The following is a 17372-nucleotide window of genomic DNA, read 5'->3' as shown; positions in this document are numbered from 1 at the left end:
AAAACGTAAGGGACTCCCTTACGTTTTGAAATTATACCAACATGAATGAGACTGAAACGTTACTTCATCCATTTCTCAGCCCAATTTTGGACTTCATTCATAACACTTTCCAACGCCTTCCCTTTATCAGTTAAACCATACTCGATTCTAACTGGTACTTCTGGGTAAACGTCACGAACTACGATACCTTCGCCTTCTAATTCCTTTAAACGTTCTGACAACATACGATCGCTCATATTAGGTATAATATCTGCGATTTCTCTAAAGCGTTTCGGCTCTTCCAACAAAGATTTAATAATTAAGCCAGTCCATTTCTTACTAAGCAATGTAAAAGCTGACTCAAATTTTGGACATAAACATGAATTATGCTCCATATATTTCACCTCTCCTCTATTATAAGATAGTTTCTTGTAAAAAGTAAGTAATAAAACTTTCCTCATTATTTAATTTTACGTACATTTTACCATTTCCAAATATTAACTTGTCAAATTTTTATAAAACATCCGTAAAAAAACCCTCTTCAAAAAGAGAGCTTTTATATCTTTATTACTTCGTATACCAGCCTAAACCAAGTGCACCTTCACCCAAATGCGTGCCAATTACAGCTCCGAAATAACTCGTACGAATTATAACATGAGGGTATTGCTCTTCTAATTCTTTCTTCCATTCCTCAGCTTCCTCTTCACGATTTGCATGAATAATGACAGCTTCCATAGGTACACCTTTATTTGCCTGTTCATCAAAGATTTCAATGATACGCTTCAACGCTTTTTTACGCGTACGAATTTTTTCGAATGGAATAATTACTTTATCTCTAAAATATAACACTGGTTTTACTTGTAACAAACTACCGATGAAAGCTTGTGCGCTATTTAATCGTCCCCCACGTTGTAAATGATGTAAATCATCCACTACAAAATAGGCATCCATCGTTTGCTTCATTTCATCGAAGCGAGCGATAATCTCTTCTGGCGTCTTGCCTTCACTTGCTAATTTCGCACCTTCACGTACGTAAAACCCTTGTACTTCACAACTAATTTCAGAGTCGTACGTATATACATTAATACCATCTACCATCTGTCCAGCTGTCGTTGCTGTTTGGTATGTACCACTAATTCCACTTGAAAGATGAATACTAATTACTGCATCATATTCTTTAGATAATTCTTCATATAACTCTAAAAACTTTCCAATTGCTGGCTGCGAAGTTTTCGGAAGTTCTTCCTGCTCACGTACTTTTACATAAAAATCATCTGCTGAAATTTCAGCTTCTTCTTGATAAGATTCCGTTCCAAACACAACGTTTAATGGAATCATATATATATTTAGTTCGTCACGAATATGCTTCGGTATATACGCTGTACTATCAGTAACAATAGCTGTTTTCATTTTCGTACCTGCCTTATAAAAAAAATTTTATTCCCTAATTTTACACGAAAACCAAAAAAGGTGCACCAATACATGAAAATGCAGGTTAGAAATTATAATCACCATCTCGACAAATTACAACAAAAAGATAAAATAATCATCAAAAATTTCAACATATTTATAAAAAATGTTTGAATATAAAAACGCTCGCTTTTAAAATATAAAGTACTAGTCATTTTGAAGGATAGGGGCGTATACCATTGTTATTACAATATTTAACAGTTAAAGGCTACGGTGAGCACGAAATTGTTATTCAAAAATCCAGATTCATTTGCTATGTAAATCGAGCCACAACTGAAGAGGAAGCCCAAGAATTTATACAAAAAATAAAAAAACAACATTGGAATGCAACACATAATTGTTCCGCATATTTAATCGGTGAACAAGATCAAATTCAAAAAGCAAACGATGACGGTGAACCAAGTGGTACCGCTGGTGTACCTATGTTAGAGGTATTAAAAAAACGAGGTCTAAAAGATACTGTCGTTGTCGTCACGCGCTATTTTGGTGGCATTAAGCTTGGTGCTGGTGGATTAATTCGTGCATATGGAAAATGTACAAGTGAAGGACTTAATCACGTAGGCATTGTTGAGCGGAAACTAATGCGCGTTATGCAAACAGAAATTGATTATACATTGCTTGGCAAAGTTGAAAATGAATTACGCAATTCAGAATATGCCATTAAAGATATACATTATCTCGAAAATGTCACATTTGATACGTATGTAGAAGAAAATCGAAAACAAACATTTACGAATTGGATGATTGAATTAACAAACGGGAAATGTACAATTAAAGAAGGAGATATGTTGTACTTAGAACAAGACGTTAACTAAGAATAGCTAACTTATCCCCTTTAAAGATTAATGTAGTGAATTAATTCCCTACAAATGAACTAAGGAGATTATATATGGAAGAACGTTATTATCATCTCCAAAATAGCAGAATAAAAAAGAAACGTAGAAGAAAACTTTTCTACTTTCTTATTTTCGCATTTGTATTTGGTAGCGTAGGACTTTATATTTTAAATTCCTACTCTTCTCTCATGGGGATGTACAGTGGATTTAACCGTGAAAAATCGGATTTAAGAACCGAAGATGTAGCAATTACAAAGGAACCTTTTACAATCCTCATTATGGGAATAGAGGATTATGCAACAGACGGTCAAAATGGTCGTACAGACTCATTAATGTTTGCGACAGTCAATCCGAAAACTCAAAAGGTTTCGCTTATGAGTATTCCTCGTGATAGTCGAGTTCCAATTGTCGGAAAGGATAAAGAAGACAAAATTAACGCCGCGCATGCTTACGGTGGAGAAAAAATGGCAATCAAAACTGTAGAAGGTTTTCTAAAAGTTCCTGTAGACCATTATGTTAAAATTGATTTCCAAGGCTTTAAAGGTATCGTTGATGCTGTTGGCGGTGTTACAGTCGATGTTCCCTTCGATTTTTGGGAACGTTCTGATGTTGATTACGACAAAAAAATCCAATTTAAACAAGGCAAACAAGAGTTAAACGGCGAAGAAGCACTTGCTTACGTCCGTATGCGAAAGCAGGATCCAAATGGCGATTATGGTCGGGCCGCTAGACAAAGACAATTACTAGCCGCTGTTGCTCAAAAACTAAATTCCGCCTCTACTGTATTTAAAATTAAAGATTTAACGACTGTCGTTGGAAAATATATAAAAACCGACATTCCTATTTCAGACGGACTTGCTCTTTACAGTAAACTCTCTGGATTTGATCCTTCTACAATACAAACGTTAAAAATTGAAGGAGAAGACAGAAAAATAGGCGGTATTTATTACTTCCTTCCGGATCCAATCAGTGTAGAGACGGTACGTAACGAAATTGAAAAGGAAATAGGAGAAAAAACAAAAGCCCCAACAGAGGCTACGAAAGATGAGAATACAAATTCCGATTCAAATTCTAACTCCAGCGCAAAAGCAAAGAAGGAGCCGAGTGAGAACAAAACACCACCGCCTCCTCCCCCTTCTACAAATGCTCATGCAGAGTGGATTATGAGGAATCACCAATAATAAAAAAGAGCCAAATCACATACGATTTGGCTCTTTTTTCATTTATCCCGATTGGTGCGGGCTAATAATCAGTGGGGGATAAACACTCCCACTGATTAAAGTTTCACTTTACTTCTTGAAGTGTTGTAAAATCGCTTCTACAATACGCTCTGATGCACGGCCATCGCCGTAAGGATTAGATGCTTTCGCCATCTTATCATGAGCTTCTTTATTAGATAGTAATTCGTCAGCAAGCCCAAAGATTGTCTCTTCATCTGTTCCTGCTAATTTTAACGTACCTGCTTCAATACCCTCTGGACGTTCCGTCGTGTCACGAAGGACAAGAACTGGCACACCTAGTGATGGTGCTTCCTCTTGTACACCACCAGAATCAGTTAGCATTAAGTATGAACGAGCTGCAACGTTATGGAAATCAATTACATCTAGCGGCTCAATTAAATGAATGCGGCTATGCTCGCCTAAAATATCATTCGCTGTTTCACGAACAACAGGATTCATATGAACAGGGTATACAACTTGTACATCTTCATGCTTATCAACAAGACGCTTAATTGCACGGAACATATTACGCATTGGTTCACCTAGGTTTTCACGACGATGCGCTGTCATAAGCACAAGACGATCATTTCCAAGTTTCTCTAGTACAGGATGACTATATGTTTCTTTTACAGTCGTTTTCAATGCGTCAATCGCTGTATTTCCTGTTACGAAAATGCTTGACTCATCTTTATTTTCTTTCTGTAAGTTCGTTGCTGATTTTGTTGTAGGTGAGAAATGGAGATCCGCCATTACACCTGTTAATTGGCGATTCATCTCTTCTGGATATGGAGAATATTTATCCCATGTACGAAGTCCTGCTTCAACATGTCCTACTGGAATTTGATTATAGAAAGCAGCTAAACTTGCGATAAATGTCGTCGTTGTATCACCATGTACAAGGACGATATCTGGCTTCGCTTCTTTCATTACTTTATCCAAACCTTCTAAACCACGTGTTGTAATATCGATTAAAGTTTGGCGATCTTTCATAATATTTAAATCGAAATCTGGCGTAATCCCAAAGATACTTAATACTTGATCTAACATTTGACGGTGTTGTGCTGTTACAGTCACAATCGATTCAATCTTTTCTGGGTGCTTTTGCAACTCTAATACAAGAGGTGCCATTTTAATTGCTTCTGGACGTGTCCCGAAAATTGTCATTACTTTTAAACGTTCAGTCATTTCATTGCCTCTTTTCTTTCACTAGTTACAACTTCTATTATGACATATCAGAATAGGCATGGGGAAATAGACTTTTTAACGAATAATAGAAATATTACTATTACAAATGTTTTTTCGCCCAACAGAGTAATAATCTATCCCATGCTTCTTAGCATCCTCATTAGTATAACAATTTCTCCCATCAAATAGAATAGGTTCCCTCATAAGCTGTACATACTTTTCTAACGGATAAGTTCGGATTGATTTCCATTCTGTTACGATAAAAACTGCATTCGCTTCTCTAATCGATTCATCTATACATCCAGCGTATTGTATAGCCTTCCCAAATAAATCTTTTACATTTTGAATTGCTTGCGGGTCATATAGAACCACATCCGCACCCATATTAATTAATTCTTGTATTATAATAAGGGATGGCGCTTCCCTAATATCGTCAGTATTCGGCTTAAACGCTGCGCCAAGAACTGCAATCCGCTTCTTATTCATATCCATTACTTTCTTCGCTTTTTCAACCAATAACAACTGTTGTTTATTATTCACTTCAATGACCGCTTTCAACAAACGAAAATCATGAGAAACATCCCCTGCAATTTGCACGAGTGCTTTCGTATCTTTCGGAAAACAAGATCCTCCGTATCCGATACCCGCTTTTAAAAAAGATGCACCAATTCTCTTATCCATCCCCATTCCTGTAGCTACCTCTAATATATCTGCACCCACTTGCTCACATATATTCGAAATCTCATTAATAAAACTAATTTTCGTAGCTAAAAAAGCGTTAGATGCATATTTAATCATCTCTGCACTTCTAATATCTGTAATATACGTTTTCAAACATAATTCACTATATAAATTCTCTACTTTTCGTGCAACTGCCTCACTATTTGCTCCAATTACAATACGATCACCATGAAAAAAATCATACATACCAGAACCTTCTCGTAAAAACTCTGGATTCGATACGATATGTAATTCATGTCTGCCTTGTAACTTCTCCTCGATCCATCCCTTCATTACATCATTCGTACCTACAGGAACCGTACTTTTCGTAACAACAATAATATCGTTATTCACATATGTTCCAACATCATCACAAGCACTACGAATATACGTTAAATCTGCTGTGCCATCTAATAAAGATGGCGTTCCAACTGCAATAAATATAAATTCTGCCTTATTAAAAGCCTTCGATTTACTTGTTGTAAAAGTTAAATGGTTATTCTCATATGCTTCATTTATTAATTCATGTAAGCCACATTCATAAATAGGTAACTTCCCTTGTTTTATCCGTTCAATTTTTTCGTCATTTATATCAAAACATGTAACCGAATGTCCTAATCTCGCCAATCCTACCCCTGTAATCAATCCAACATATCCGGCACCTATTATCGTAATTTTCATTTTCCTTTCGCACAGGAATATACAAAAGAAAATATACGAATACATAGAATTCTCCCTGTGCTTCCCCCTCTCACAACAAGAATGAGAAAACTCTTTTACTTCTTTATTATATGAATTATCTTTTTTATTCTTTTTTAAGATTTTGTAAAGTTAAATGATGCAATCTATCCCAAATATAAATTTCCATATTTTAACACGAAACTTACTCATTTTTACGTGCAACACTTATAATAATACTGAAGTAAAAATACTCTTTATAGACGAAGCAACTACAATGTCATATTACAGGTCACAATATGAATAACCTTCTCAAGCGACTCAATATTCCATATACCATTGTCATATATTTTATTCACTTCCACTTACCGCTAAAAGAAAAAAAGATTGAATTCTAATCTTTTTGTGATACCATATGTTATGAGCCTGTAAATAAACATCATAATTTTCAGATAAATACACTAAAAAAATTACGTTAAACTATAAAGGGTGGGGTATTAATGGACTCACAAGTGATTTATGCCATTTTGGCATCTTTCATCACTGTACTCGTCGTTACTCCTTTAGTTATTAAATTAGCTTTTAAAATAGGAGCAACAGACAAGCCAAACGCGCGTAAAGTACACCAAAAAATTATGCCTCGTCTTGGCGGGTTAGCAATTTTCATCGGTGTAGCCGTAGGATTTGTTGTCGGTGGATTATACGAACAAAGAATGCTATCGATAACTTTAGGTGCTATCATCATTGTTATCATCGGGATTTTAGATGATATGTACGAACTATCTGCGAGGGTAAAATTCGGTGGACAACTACTAGTTGCCATCATGATTGTAAAAAGTGGATTATTAGTGCAAGTATTATATATTCCAATCCTTGGAGATACTGAACTCGGATGGCTCGCTTATCCAATTACAGTATTTTGGATTGTAGGTATTACAAATGCCATCAACTTAATTGATGGATTAGATGGATTATCCGCTGGGATTTCATCTATCGTACTTGCAACGCTAGCATATATGGCCTTCACTAGTCCGTGGGGCACTGGAGCGGCTATTATATTACCTCTAGCGCTGATTACATTAGCAAGTACAATTGGATTTTTATTCTATAACTTCCATCCAGCAAAAATTTTCATGGGAGATACAGGAGCACTATTTTTAGGATACTGTATTTCTGTTATATCGTTACTTGGATTATACAAAAGCGTAACGCTATTCAGTTTTATCGTTCCAGTTATCATTTTAGGTGTACCTGTATTTGATACGACATTTGCAATCATCCGCCGTATCGTCAATAAAAAACCTATTTCAGCACCAGATAAATCGCATTTACATCACCGCTTACTTGCAATGGGATTCTCTCATCGTAAAACGGTACTAATTATTTACGCATTTGGTATTTTCTTTAGTATAAATGCAATCCTTTTCACTAGTGCGACATTATGGTTATCCATTATTCTTCTTTTCGTTTTAATCTTCTTTACAGAAATCATTGCTGAAGTAATCGGTCTTGTACACGAACGTTACAAACCAATTATTTCCTTCTATAAAAAAGTAAAAAAACGCGAAGACTAATTGTAGTATAGCCTTTACTATTATGAAATATTCAAATAGCATCCTCTTTCTTGGAAGAGGATGCTATTTTTTTGTTTTTTACTCCTTATTCCCTATTTCCAAAATATAGATTGTTTGAGAGTCCCTCTATTGGAGAAAGATATACGTATAGCAATGATAATGAGGAAAATATCAAAATTTCTTTTTTACATCTTGATTGTCAAACTGAGGGTGAATGTTATGATCAAGCGAGTATTTCAATGTATAATTTTATTTTCAACTATTACTATGTACGCATCATCGAATACAGAAGCGACTATGGCCATTCCAGCAGAACATCACCAAACTACTCAAACCAACTCTCCTATACAAAAGATTGCGTACTTAACATTTGATGACGGCCCCAACAAATATACAACACAAATTTTAAACATTTTAAAAGAGAAGAATGGCAAAGCAACTTTCTTCGTCATCGGTGGGAAAGTACCACATTATCAAAAAACAATGCATCGGTTGATTCAAGACGGACATTATATCGGACTTCATAGTATGTCACATGATGTAAAACGTCTTTATACTGGCGATCCCTCTGTTTTAATTGCAGAAATGGAGCAAGCTCAAAATATCGTCCAGCAAGTTACGAATTTAAACACACATCTCGTTCGTGTCCCGTACGGTAGTATGCCTTATTTAAAAAAGAATTACCGCGACGCACTCGTATCTGCCCAGTACAAAATGTGGGATTGGACAATTGATACATACGACTGGAAAAGCTATGATAATCCTTCCGCAATACTAGAAAGAGTACGAAATCAAAGCGATGAACAAGTGGAGGTTATTTTAATGCACGATTCTAGTGTCACAGTACAAATACTTCCAGCAGTAATTGATTATTTGCAATCACAAGGGTATAAACTACTTCCATACAATCCATCTTCCCATCTTGAAGTGAATTTTTGGAAAGACACAAGATTGTAACAGCTTTAGTGCCTATGTACTAAAGCTGTTTTATTTTTCTCTTCCCACACTTCCCATTTTTGTGTAAAATTTTAAATAGTGATGAAGTTTCGAGGTGAATAGAAATGAAACGAATAGATCTCATTTTTAACGCAATACAAAAAGGGAATTATACAGAAGGTGTAACAGCATCAGAACTCGCTACACTTCTACAGTTAGACCGTGCAAATGTTAGTAGCGATTTGAACAAGCTTGTGAAAGATGAACGTTTATTAAAAACGAGTACACGCCCTGTTCGTTTTTATATAGAAACGAATACTTCATTGGAAACGCATTCAACAAATGGCACTTCACTAGATACATTTGCAATTGAAAATACAAGCCTAAAAATTGCAATTGAAAAAGCGAAAGCTTCTATTCTCTATCCTCCAAACGGTATGCACACTTTACTACTTGGAGAAACAGGTGTCGGGAAATCTATGTTCGCTTCTTTAATGCACGAATACGCAATTGAAGTAGAGCAACTCCCAAAAGGAGCACCTTTTATCGTCTTTAACTGTGCTGATTATGCAAACAATCCACAACTACTACTTGGACAGTTATTTGGGATAAAAAAAGGAGCTTACACAGGTGCCAGTGATCAAAAAGGGTTAATTGAAAAGGCACATGAAGGTATCCTCTTCTTAGATGAAGTCCATCGCCTGCCTCCAGAAGGACAAGAAATGCTCTTCACATTTATTGACCGCGGAGTATACCGCCGCCTTGGAGAGACAGAGAACGAGCGTAAAGCACAAGTATTAATCATTACTGCAACAACAGAAGAACCAAACTCATTTTTATTAAAGACATTTACAAGACGTATTCCAATGACCGTTACGCTTCCACCACTTCGTGAGCGAACGCATAAAGAACGCTTTGCTTTACTACAGCTATTTTTCACAAATGAAGCGATTCGTCTCCGAAAAGAGATTCATGTTAGTCCAAATGCAATGCGGGCTTTCGTTTTTTACAATTGTCCAAATAACATTGGCCAATTGAAAACAGATGTACAAATTGCCTGCGCGAAAGCTTATTCTGATTTCGTAACAAAGAAACGTGATTCTGTCGGTGTTTCAAGTACAGATTTACCTTGGTATATGAAAGAAGGATTATTTATTGAAAGAAAGAGCCGTCATCTATATCAAATACCAAATGAAACATTTGTATTTACAGGTGATGAAGGTTGGAGTAAGCATAAAACAGAACCTGAAGGAAGCCGTTCTTCCATTTACGATTATATCGACCATAAATACGAAGAACTTCAAGCACGCGGCATTGAAGAAGAAGAATTAGAATTACTAATAGAAAATGATATTCAAAGCTTTTTCGTCCAATATTTTAACCAAATGTCTAAAAAAACAAGCCATGAAAATGTTTTTAAAATTGTGGATCGTAATATCGTTTCCGTATGTGAAAAAATTGCGGAACTAGCTGAAAAACATTTATCTAAGACTTTTGATGAAAAAGTATTTCTCGCTTTAAGTTTACATGTACAGACAACTCTACAACGTTTACAAGGTGGGAAACAAATTCACAACCCACAATTAAATCAAATTCGTACGAAATATAAAGAGGCTTTTTCCGTAGCTATGCAATGTATTCAGCTGTTAGAGGAAGAATTACAAATAACAATGCCTATTGATGAAGCGGGCTTTTTAACAATGTTCTTCGTTGTTGATCCAATTCCTGCCTCACAAACAGAAGTAAAAGTATTAATATTAGCTCACGGTAATGGCATCGCAACAGAAATGGCAAACGTTGCAAACGAACTTCTCGGTATTGATGAAGTAACTGGTATTGATATGCCGCTTCATGAATCACCGAAAGATTTCTTAGAGCGTGTTAAGGTGTATATGAAAACACTTCAACATGTAAACGGGCTTCTCTTACTTGTTGATATGGGATCGCTCGCTTATATCGGTGATATATTAGAAACCGAGTTCAAAATTCCTGTACGTGTTCTTTCTATGACGAGCACACCGCACGCCCTAGAAGCTGCCCGAAAAGCTCAGCTCGGTTATTCATTAGATGCACTATATGAAACAGTGAAGAACTTAACACCGTTCTATTTAAACGTGCAGGAAGAAAAGAAACAGCCACTGTCGCCAATGAAATCCGTTATTTTAACAGCTTGTTTAACTGGTGAAGGAAGTGCTTTAGCAATTCAAAAAATGTTAGAGAACTATTTACGATTTGATAAAGATTTAATTGAAATTATTCCGATTAGCATCGTCCACGAAAAAGATTTAACGAAAATGATTGAAAACATTAAGAAAGAGCGCAATATCATTTGCATCGTAACGAATTTTAATGTACAAGTACCGTGCTTAACGTATCATTTCCAAGACATTGTGAACTACACAGCTATTCAGCCAATTCAAGAATTGATCACGTACGAGGAAACATATGCAAAAATGGCTGATATTCTTGAGCAACAAATGCAGCGTAATGATGGTGCATTGCTCATTAAAACAATTCGTTACGCATTAAATACAATTCAAGAACTCATCTCCTTGCAGCTAACCCCTGATAGTTTAATGGGTGTTATTTTGCATATGAGCTGTATGGTTGATCGTCTTCAAAAAGGAGAAAGTCTTCTCCCTCATCCTGAAAAAGACAAACGAAGACAAGATGAGTACTGGATGTATATGAAAGTGAAAAAAGCGTTGCAACCCATTGAAAATACATTTGAAATACAAATACCAGATGACGAAGTATTTTATGTAATGGACTTCTTTATCAAAAATCAACCTGTAAAAAATTAAACTAGGCGATTTTTTAAATATATCGATTTACCAACAGCACCCATTATAATTAGAAAAGGCTGTTCCAAAATGTTTTTGGACAGCCTTTTCGCTTACTTCTTTACTTCCCTTATTCTCCCCCTTATTTCTCCTTTTTTAAACGACTTTGTATCAACATTTACATACACATTTGCTTGCATTATTTCTTGAAGTAAGCTGTCAAATGCTCTCCCCTGTAAAGGCCCTTCAAAATCCTCCACTTTGGCTACACCAATAACGACTCCTTCATTCACACTAATTCCTTGCTTTAGCGGACCAAACAAACTTAAAACAACTGGACCAATTTGATCCTTTTTCCCTAAATGAATTTGGCATGATGTAACTTTTTCAATATTTTTCAATATGACCCGATATTGCAACTTCTTTAAATTCTCACTAAAAATGAACTCCGTTACACCATAAGCTTCTGTATTTACAGGAGGTATTTCCCTCTTCCCTGTTAACCTAGCAAAGAAATGTGTTGTCATACAGGCATTCTCCTTATATAAATTTCCCAGCACTACTTCTACTACTTTATGGTTTAGACATAATCATTTATGACTTTTTCAATTTATAATTACAATTAAAAGATTCACAAAATCTTTACATCAAAATCGTTTCTTTCACTTTACTGCCTCTTGTATAATGCACATAGAAAAACATTTTTGGAGGTTCTTTTGAAAAATAACAACTACTCTTTTCAAGCTCTTATAGAGATTTTTCTCGTATCATTTAAATTAGGACTTACTTCGTTCGGGGGCCCTGTCGCCCATCTCGGTTACTTTCATCATGAGTACGTACAAAAAAGAAAATGGATGGATGAACGAAGTTATGGGGACTTAGTGGCACTGTGCCAATTCCTTCCCGGGCCAGCTAGCAGTCAAGTTGGTATGGGGGTTGGATTATTACGCGGTGGATTATTAGGGGCCGTCATTTCTTGGATCGGCTTCACTCTACCATCTGTGCTCGTTTTAGTTTTCTTTGCTTCATTTCTTAACCAGTTCGAACTTGGTAGCACTGGCTGGATTCACGGACTGAAGCTTGTAGCAGTCGCAATTGTTGCTCATGCAATATGGGGAATGGCTCAAAAGTTAACACCGGACCGAAATCGGGCAACAATCGCAATTGTAACTGCCGCAATCGCCTTATTATGGCCAAGTAGCTGGACACAAGTCATTCTCATTATAGTATCTGGCTTTATCGGTTGGTTTTTATATCGCGATCAATCCGTTAGCCAAGCAAATAAAATAAACGTGCCTATTTCAAAAATGGTTGCAATTTCCTGTCTCATCTTATTCTTCGGACTATTAATACTACTACCAATATTACGACCGTACTCTTATTTTATCTCTTTATTTGACAGCTTCTATCGCTCTGGTGCACTCGTATTCGGAGGAGGGCACGTCGTACTTCCCCTTCTTGAAACTGAGTTTGTACAAAACGGGATGATGACTAAAGAACAATTTCTAGCCGGATACGGATTAACACAGGCAGTGCCAGGACCACTATTTACATTCGCCTCCTATATAGGAGCAGTGCTAAATGGAACAATGGGAGCTACGATTGCAACCATCGCTATCTTTCTTCCTGCCTTCCTGCTCATTATCGGCGTTTTACCATTTTGGGACAGTGTAAGAAGGTTAACTTACATACAAGGTGCACTACTTGGAGTGAATGCAGCCGTTGTTGGTATTTTACTAGCAGCCTTTTATGATCCAATTTGGACGAGTACAATTATGAATTCCGTAGATTTCGTTTTTGCTTCTCTTCTTTTTTGTTTACTCGCTTTTTGGAAAGCACCACCTTGGATTATCGTTATACTCGGAGCATTCGGTGGATATGTTCTGTCCATTTTATAAAGTGAAACTTTAATCAGAGGGGGTTTTGTCCATCCCCTCTGATTATTAGTTGAACCAATCGGGCTTTTACGGGCAGTTAATCTCCCACCTAACTTCCTTGCATTTGCCGAATTTTGAGGTGTGAGTCTTACTGCCCGTTAATGCGGGATAAACCTAAAAAACGACGGCCCTATTTAGCCGTCGTTTTCCTATTAAAACTTCACAAGCTCCATTCCCTCAGGCAACTCGCTCTCCGTTAAAATACGCAATTCCTTCACACGATCCATTACGTAAGAAGAACGTTTCACAAGCTCTGGATCAATATAAGCTGGATGCACCATAATTTCTACCGTTTGTTCGTCCTGTACTCTTTCTTTTAACTTCACAAAATAATCTTCCTTCACACCGTCAGCGTAAAAATCACTGTAAAACACATCGGAAAATGGGTGCACAGCTCGCTCTTTCTCACAACGACGAATTGGAACATTATATTTACTTGCTAATCGCTCAAGAACATCATGTAAAATCGGTAACCCATGCACATGATGATGACTATCCAAATGGGTTGGTGCTAATCCGTACGATAAAAGTTTCTCAATTTGAGCAGTCCATTCTCTTTCTACCTCTTCTGGATTTATATTGCCTCCCCATACGACGCTTTGTTTATGAAACAATCCATCGCTATTTACAAGTGATGGTACGTCCCCAAGAAGCGGTTCTCCTGCCGTTAATACAAGATGCACTCCTACCCCTAACGCTTTATACTCTTTCGCTAAACTTACAGCATGCTCTGTCCCTGGCATATTCATCATCATCGTCGTTGAGTTTACAAGCCCGTTTATATGTCCAGCAATAATTCCATAATTCGTCCCTTCCGTAAGACCGAAATCATCTGCATTTACAATTAATTTAATCACTTATATCCCTCCTACTAATATAAGAAAAAAGCGGGCTAAATAGCGCCGCTTTACTTCTCTACTTTCTTAAAGAACTGTGGAAGATGTTCTTTATGTGCTTCCAACATTTCATCTAAAATTTGTTTTGCAACTTTATCTGATGGTACAAGTGGATTAATTGTCATAGCAAGTAGCGCCTTATGATAATCCCCTGTAATAGCAGCTTCAATTGTTGTACGCTCAAATGATTTAATTTGCTGTACTAAACCGCGAACTGGTACTGGTAAATCTCCAACCGCAATTGGTTTTGGACCTTCCTTCGTAATAATACAGTTCACTTCAACAGCAGAATCATGTGGTAAGCTTGCAATTGCACCGTTGTTTCTCGTATTAACAGGTTGAATATCACCTTTATTATTGTAAATAGACGTAATTAAGCTACATGCTGCATCACTATAATAAGCTCCGCCGCGTTTTTCTAATTGTGGTGGTTTAATGTCTAAATTCGGGTCTTTATATAACTCGAATAAATCATTTTCTAATTGTTTTACTACTTCTGCACGTGTACCTTTTTCAATCGAAGCTTCTTTCTCTTCTTCTAACATTTCACGAGTTTTATAGTAGTAACGATGGTACGGACACGGAATAGCGCGTAGACCACGAATGAAATCTGGCTCCCAATTAAGCCCAGCGATATTTTCCATCGTAATTTGCTTTTCTGGATCTGTTACAAGCTCTAATACACGATCCATTACACTTACACCATCTAAGTATACGTCTAATCCATATACCATATGATTTAAACCAGCGAAATCAACGTGTACGCGACTTGCATCTACTTCAAGCAATCTCGCAAGACCCATACGAATTCCGATTGGAACGTTACACAGACCAACTACTCTTTGAATGTTCGTGTAGCGAAGTACAGCTTCTGTTACCATACCAGCTGGATTTGCGAAGTTAATAAGCCATGCATTTGGACATAGTTCCTCCATGTCCTTACAAATATCTAAAATAACAGGAATCGTTCTCAGCGCTTTAAATAAACCACCAGGACCATTCGTTTCCTGACCAATTACATCATATTTTAATGGAATTGCTTCGTCCTTTGCACGTGCTTCTAATAAACCAACGCGAAGCTGCGTTGTTACGAAGTCAGCACCCTTTAATGCCTCACGACGATCAAGTGTTAAATGAATATCAATTGGTAAACCTGATTTTTTCACCATACGTTTCGCTAAGTTACCCACGATTTCTAACTTCTCTTTTCCCGCTTCAATATCTACTAACCAAATTTCACGAACAGGAAGCTCATCATAACGTTTAATAAATCCTTCAATTAACTCTGGTGTATAACTAGATCCACCGCCGATTGTAGCAATTTTAATTCCAGTCATGCTTTATTCCCCTTTCGCTTCTAGCTTTTTATAAAGGTCGATAAATTCTGCTGCTAATTCTTTTACTGTAATAGAATTCATTAAATGATCTTGCGCATGAATTAGAAGAACACTAATTTCTGTTTTTTCTCCTCTTGCTTCTGATTGTATGAGCTCTGTTTGGAAATGATGCGCTTCATTAATCGCTTCTTTCGCCTTTACCATCGCCTCATCTGCTTCCGCCATTTTCCCCTGTTTTGCGAATTGCAATGCCTCCATTGCATAGCTTCTTGCATTACCACTATTTAAAATCAATTGGAATGGAATTTGTTCTGCTGTAGTCATCATAATTACCGCCCTCTCTATAAGGTTCAACCGATTTAAATACCCCTTCAGTTTGAACATGTCTATTAAATTATTATTTTATTAATCATAGTTTGGTGTTCTTGTAGATGTATTCCATCTTTTTGAACATGATATAAAGGTAATTGTTCTCACAGACAATATTGTCTGTGAGAACAATTTTTATGTTACATAGGTAGAGAATTATCATTTCCTTGTGCTGCTGCTTTTTCAGTACGAACAACAGAACGGTCGCATAATACAACGAATGGATAATAGATTACCATCGCAATTACAAAGTTGAATAACTGTAGAATTGCACCTGAAAGATGCCCACCTGTTACAAGATAACCACTAATAATTGGTGGTGTTGCCCACGGAATCATCACAACTGTTTTTGGTACCCAACCAATAGATATAGCTGTATAAGAAGTAATTACTAATACAATTGGTGTTATGATAAACGGTAAGAATAAAATTGGATTTAAAATAATTGGTGTACCAAAGATTACTGGTTCGTTAATATTGAATGCACCTGGTCCAATCGATAAGCGAGATACACCGCGTAATTGTGCACTTTTCGCTACAAGTAATACCACTACTAAGAATGCTAATGTTGCACCAGAACCACCAAGATATACGAAAGTATCAAAGAATGGTTTTGTAACAATGTTTGGAACATCAAATGCAGATGTGCCACCTTTGAATAAATTAATATTTTTCTCTAATGCCGGTAAGTATAGTGGCTCAATAATACCACCAACGATATTCGGGCCATGTAAGCCGAAGAACCAAAGAAGATGAACAAGGAATACAATGACAATTGCACTTGGTAATGTCCCTGCTAAACTTTGCAATGGTAATTGAATCGTATTAAAGATGAATTCATGAACACTTGTACCAGCTAATTTCACTGCCAATTGAATACCTGCAACTGCTGTTAAGATAACAAATGCTGGCACTAAAGCTGCGAAAGATCTTAAAACTGCCGGTGGTACTCCATCTGGCATTTTAAAAGTAATTTCTCTTTGTACAAAGAAACGGAATACTTCAGTAACAAGAAGTGCCACGATAATTGCTACGAATAACCCTTGTGCACCTGTCCAAGCTAAGTTCAATCCGCCTTCTTTCGGTGTTGTTGGTGTAAGAATAATTAACGCACCAAATGAAATAATACCTGCTGACAAACCATCAACGCCGTAAGATTTTGCTAAGTTATAACTTGTTGTAAATGCTATGATTAGTGCTAGAATTGCGAAAGAACCGGTCCACATTCCACCGCCAACTTGTTTCCATGTTTCACCAAACAAACCTTTCATGAAATCTTGGAAAGCTTCAGATGGAAAACCATTAATTAGTGATGCAAGTGCACCAACTAAAATAAGTGGCATAACTGCAATAAATCCATCACGGATCGCAGCTAAGTGACGTTGCGATCCAATTTTACCAGCGACAGGAACAATATATTTCTCCATAAATGCAATAAACTTTTGCATTTCG

Annotated in this window: 15 protein-coding genes; 6 read left to right on the top strand and 9 right to left on the bottom strand. The window is 36.7% G+C overall.

The features are described from left to right. Window positions 1-59: 59 nt before the first annotated feature. The gene (locus BAU28_RS00790) at window positions 60-374 is read right to left on the bottom strand and encodes a winged helix-turn-helix transcriptional regulator (protein WP_025148190.1); all 315 of its coding nucleotides are present in this window, start codon (window positions 372-374) and stop codon (window positions 60-62) included. A gap of 172 nt (window positions 375-546) precedes the next feature. Continuing rightward, the gene (locus BAU28_RS00785; protein ID WP_048370257.1) at window positions 547-1389 is read right to left on the bottom strand and encodes a DegV family protein; all 843 of its coding nucleotides are present in this window, start codon (window positions 1387-1389) and stop codon (window positions 547-549) included. Window positions 1390-1628: 239 nt separating this feature from the next. On the opposite strand from BAU28_RS00785, the gene BAU28_RS00780 reads away from it, so the two are divergent. Together BAU28_RS00780 and BAU28_RS00775 are read left to right on the top strand one after the other, a co-directional pair. Further along, window positions 1629-2264, top strand: a complete 636-nt coding sequence (locus tag BAU28_RS00780; RefSeq protein ID WP_071717436.1) for a YigZ family protein — start codon at window positions 1629-1631, stop codon at window positions 2262-2264. A 74-nt stretch (window positions 2265-2338) separates the two neighbouring features. Further along, window positions 2339-3466, top strand: coding sequence for an LCP family protein (locus tag BAU28_RS00775; RefSeq protein ID WP_071717435.1), 1128 nt, complete (start codon window positions 2339-2341; stop codon window positions 3464-3466). Window positions 3467-3574: 108 nt separating this feature from the next. Here BAU28_RS00775 and wecB read toward each other — a convergent pair whose 3' ends face one another. Together wecB and BAU28_RS00765 are read right to left on the bottom strand one after the other, a co-directional pair. Then, entirely contained in the window at window positions 3575-4690 is a 1116-nt protein-coding gene (wecB, locus tag BAU28_RS00770; RefSeq protein ID WP_002174219.1) for a non-hydrolyzing UDP-N-acetylglucosamine 2-epimerase, read from the bottom strand. Window positions 4691-4765: 75 nt separating this feature from the next. After that, on the bottom strand, window positions 4766-6136 hold the full coding sequence (locus BAU28_RS00765; protein ID WP_071717434.1) for a UDP-glucose dehydrogenase family protein: 1371 nt from the start codon (window positions 6134-6136) through the stop codon (window positions 4766-4768). A 452-nt stretch (window positions 6137-6588) separates the two neighbouring features. Between BAU28_RS00765 and BAU28_RS00760 the strand changes: the two genes are divergently transcribed. From BAU28_RS00760 to BAU28_RS00750, 3 genes are all read left to right on the top strand, one after another. Further along, window positions 6589-7662, top strand: coding sequence for a glycosyltransferase family 4 protein (locus BAU28_RS00760; RefSeq protein ID WP_048370249.1), 1074 nt, complete (start codon window positions 6589-6591; stop codon window positions 7660-7662). A gap of 219 nt (window positions 7663-7881) precedes the next feature. Continuing rightward, on the top strand, window positions 7882-8619 hold the full coding sequence (locus BAU28_RS00755; protein ID WP_048370247.1) for a polysaccharide deacetylase family protein: 738 nt from the start codon (window positions 7882-7884) through the stop codon (window positions 8617-8619). Between the two features lie 104 nt (window positions 8620-8723). Then, window positions 8724-11402: a sigma-54-dependent transcriptional regulator gene (locus BAU28_RS00750; RefSeq protein ID WP_071717433.1), complete on the top strand. Its 2679-nt coding sequence runs from the start codon at window positions 8724-8726 to the stop codon at window positions 11400-11402. A gap of 92 nt (window positions 11403-11494) precedes the next feature. Here the strand turns inward: BAU28_RS00750 and exsM are convergent, their stop codons facing one another. Then, window positions 11495-11908 carry an exosporium regulatory protein ExsM gene (gene exsM / locus BAU28_RS00745; RefSeq protein WP_071717432.1) on the bottom strand — a complete coding sequence of 138 codons (414 nt, stop codon included), beginning with the start codon at window positions 11906-11908 and terminating at the stop codon, window positions 11495-11497. Window positions 11909-12097: 189 nt separating this feature from the next. On the opposite strand from exsM, the gene BAU28_RS00740 reads away from it, so the two are divergent. Next, a complete protein-coding gene (locus BAU28_RS00740) occupies window positions 12098-13279 on the top strand; it encodes a chromate transporter (protein WP_071717431.1) in 1182 nt (393 codons plus the stop codon). A gap of 191 nt (window positions 13280-13470) precedes the next feature. Here BAU28_RS00740 and chbG read toward each other — a convergent pair whose 3' ends face one another. The 4 genes from chbG to celB form a co-directional block, all read right to left on the bottom strand. Next, window positions 13471-14175: a chitin disaccharide deacetylase gene (gene chbG, locus BAU28_RS00735; RefSeq protein ID WP_071717430.1), complete on the bottom strand. Its 705-nt coding sequence runs from the start codon at window positions 14173-14175 to the stop codon at window positions 13471-13473. A 50-nt stretch (window positions 14176-14225) separates the two neighbouring features. Beyond that, window positions 14226-15551: a 6-phospho-beta-glucosidase gene (gene celF / locus BAU28_RS00730; RefSeq protein ID WP_071717429.1), complete on the bottom strand. Its 1326-nt coding sequence runs from the start codon at window positions 15549-15551 to the stop codon at window positions 14226-14228. A 3-nt stretch (window positions 15552-15554) separates the two neighbouring features. Next, entirely contained in the window at window positions 15555-15878 is a 324-nt protein-coding gene (locus BAU28_RS00725; protein ID WP_025148178.1) for a PTS lactose/cellobiose transporter subunit IIA, read from the bottom strand. A gap of 182 nt (window positions 15879-16060) precedes the next feature. Further along, window positions 16061-17368 (bottom strand): PTS cellobiose transporter subunit IIC, encoded by a 1308-nt coding sequence (gene celB / locus BAU28_RS00720; protein WP_071717428.1) that lies wholly within the window; start codon window positions 17366-17368, stop codon window positions 16061-16063. Window positions 17369-17372 lie beyond the last annotated feature (4 nt).

The sequence above is a fragment of the Bacillus paramycoides genome (assembly GCF_001884235.1).
Classification (GTDB): domain Bacteria; phylum Bacillota; class Bacilli; order Bacillales; family Bacillaceae_G; genus Bacillus_A; species Bacillus_A paramycoides.
The sequence above is the reverse complement of the archived record's forward strand: the minus strand, read 5'-3'. Positions and strand labels throughout refer to the sequence as shown.

Bases quoted from the DNA above. Each gene is read 5' to 3' on its own strand.
- BAU28_RS00790 (WP_025148190.1), bottom strand. From the start codon at position 374: ATGGAGCATAATTCATGTTTATGTCCAAAATTTGAGTCAGCTTTTACA.
- BAU28_RS00785 (WP_048370257.1), bottom strand. From the start codon at position 1,389: ATGAAAACAGCTATTGTTACTGATAGTACAGCGTATATACCGAAGCAT.
- BAU28_RS00775 (WP_071717435.1), top strand. From the start codon at position 2,339: ATGGAAGAACGTTATTATCATCTCCAAAATAGCAGAATAAAAAAGAAA.
- wecB (WP_002174219.1), bottom strand. From the start codon at position 4,690: ATGACTGAACGTTTAAAAGTAATGACAATTTTCGGGACACGTCCAGAA.
- BAU28_RS00765 (WP_071717434.1), bottom strand. From the start codon at position 6,136: ATGTATTCGTATATTTTCTTTTGTATATTCCTGTGCGAAAGGAAAATG.
- BAU28_RS00760 (WP_048370249.1), top strand. From the start codon at position 6,589: ATGGACTCACAAGTGATTTATGCCATTTTGGCATCTTTCATCACTGTA.
- BAU28_RS00755 (WP_048370247.1), top strand. From the start codon at position 7,882: ATGATCAAGCGAGTATTTCAATGTATAATTTTATTTTCAACTATTACT.
- BAU28_RS00750 (WP_071717433.1), top strand. From the start codon at position 8,724: ATGAAACGAATAGATCTCATTTTTAACGCAATACAAAAAGGGAATTAT.
- exsM (WP_071717432.1), bottom strand. From the start codon at position 11,908: ATGACAACACATTTCTTTGCTAGGTTAACAGGGAAGAGGGAAATACCT.
- celF (WP_071717429.1), bottom strand. From the start codon at position 15,551: ATGACTGGAATTAAAATTGCTACAATCGGCGGTGGATCTAGTTATACA.
- BAU28_RS00725 (WP_025148178.1), bottom strand. From the start codon at position 15,878: ATGATGACTACAGCAGAACAAATTCCATTCCAATTGATTTTAAATAGT.
- celB (WP_071717428.1), bottom strand. From the start codon at position 17,368: ATGCAAAAGTTTATTGCATTTATGGAGAAATATATTGTTCCTGTCGCT.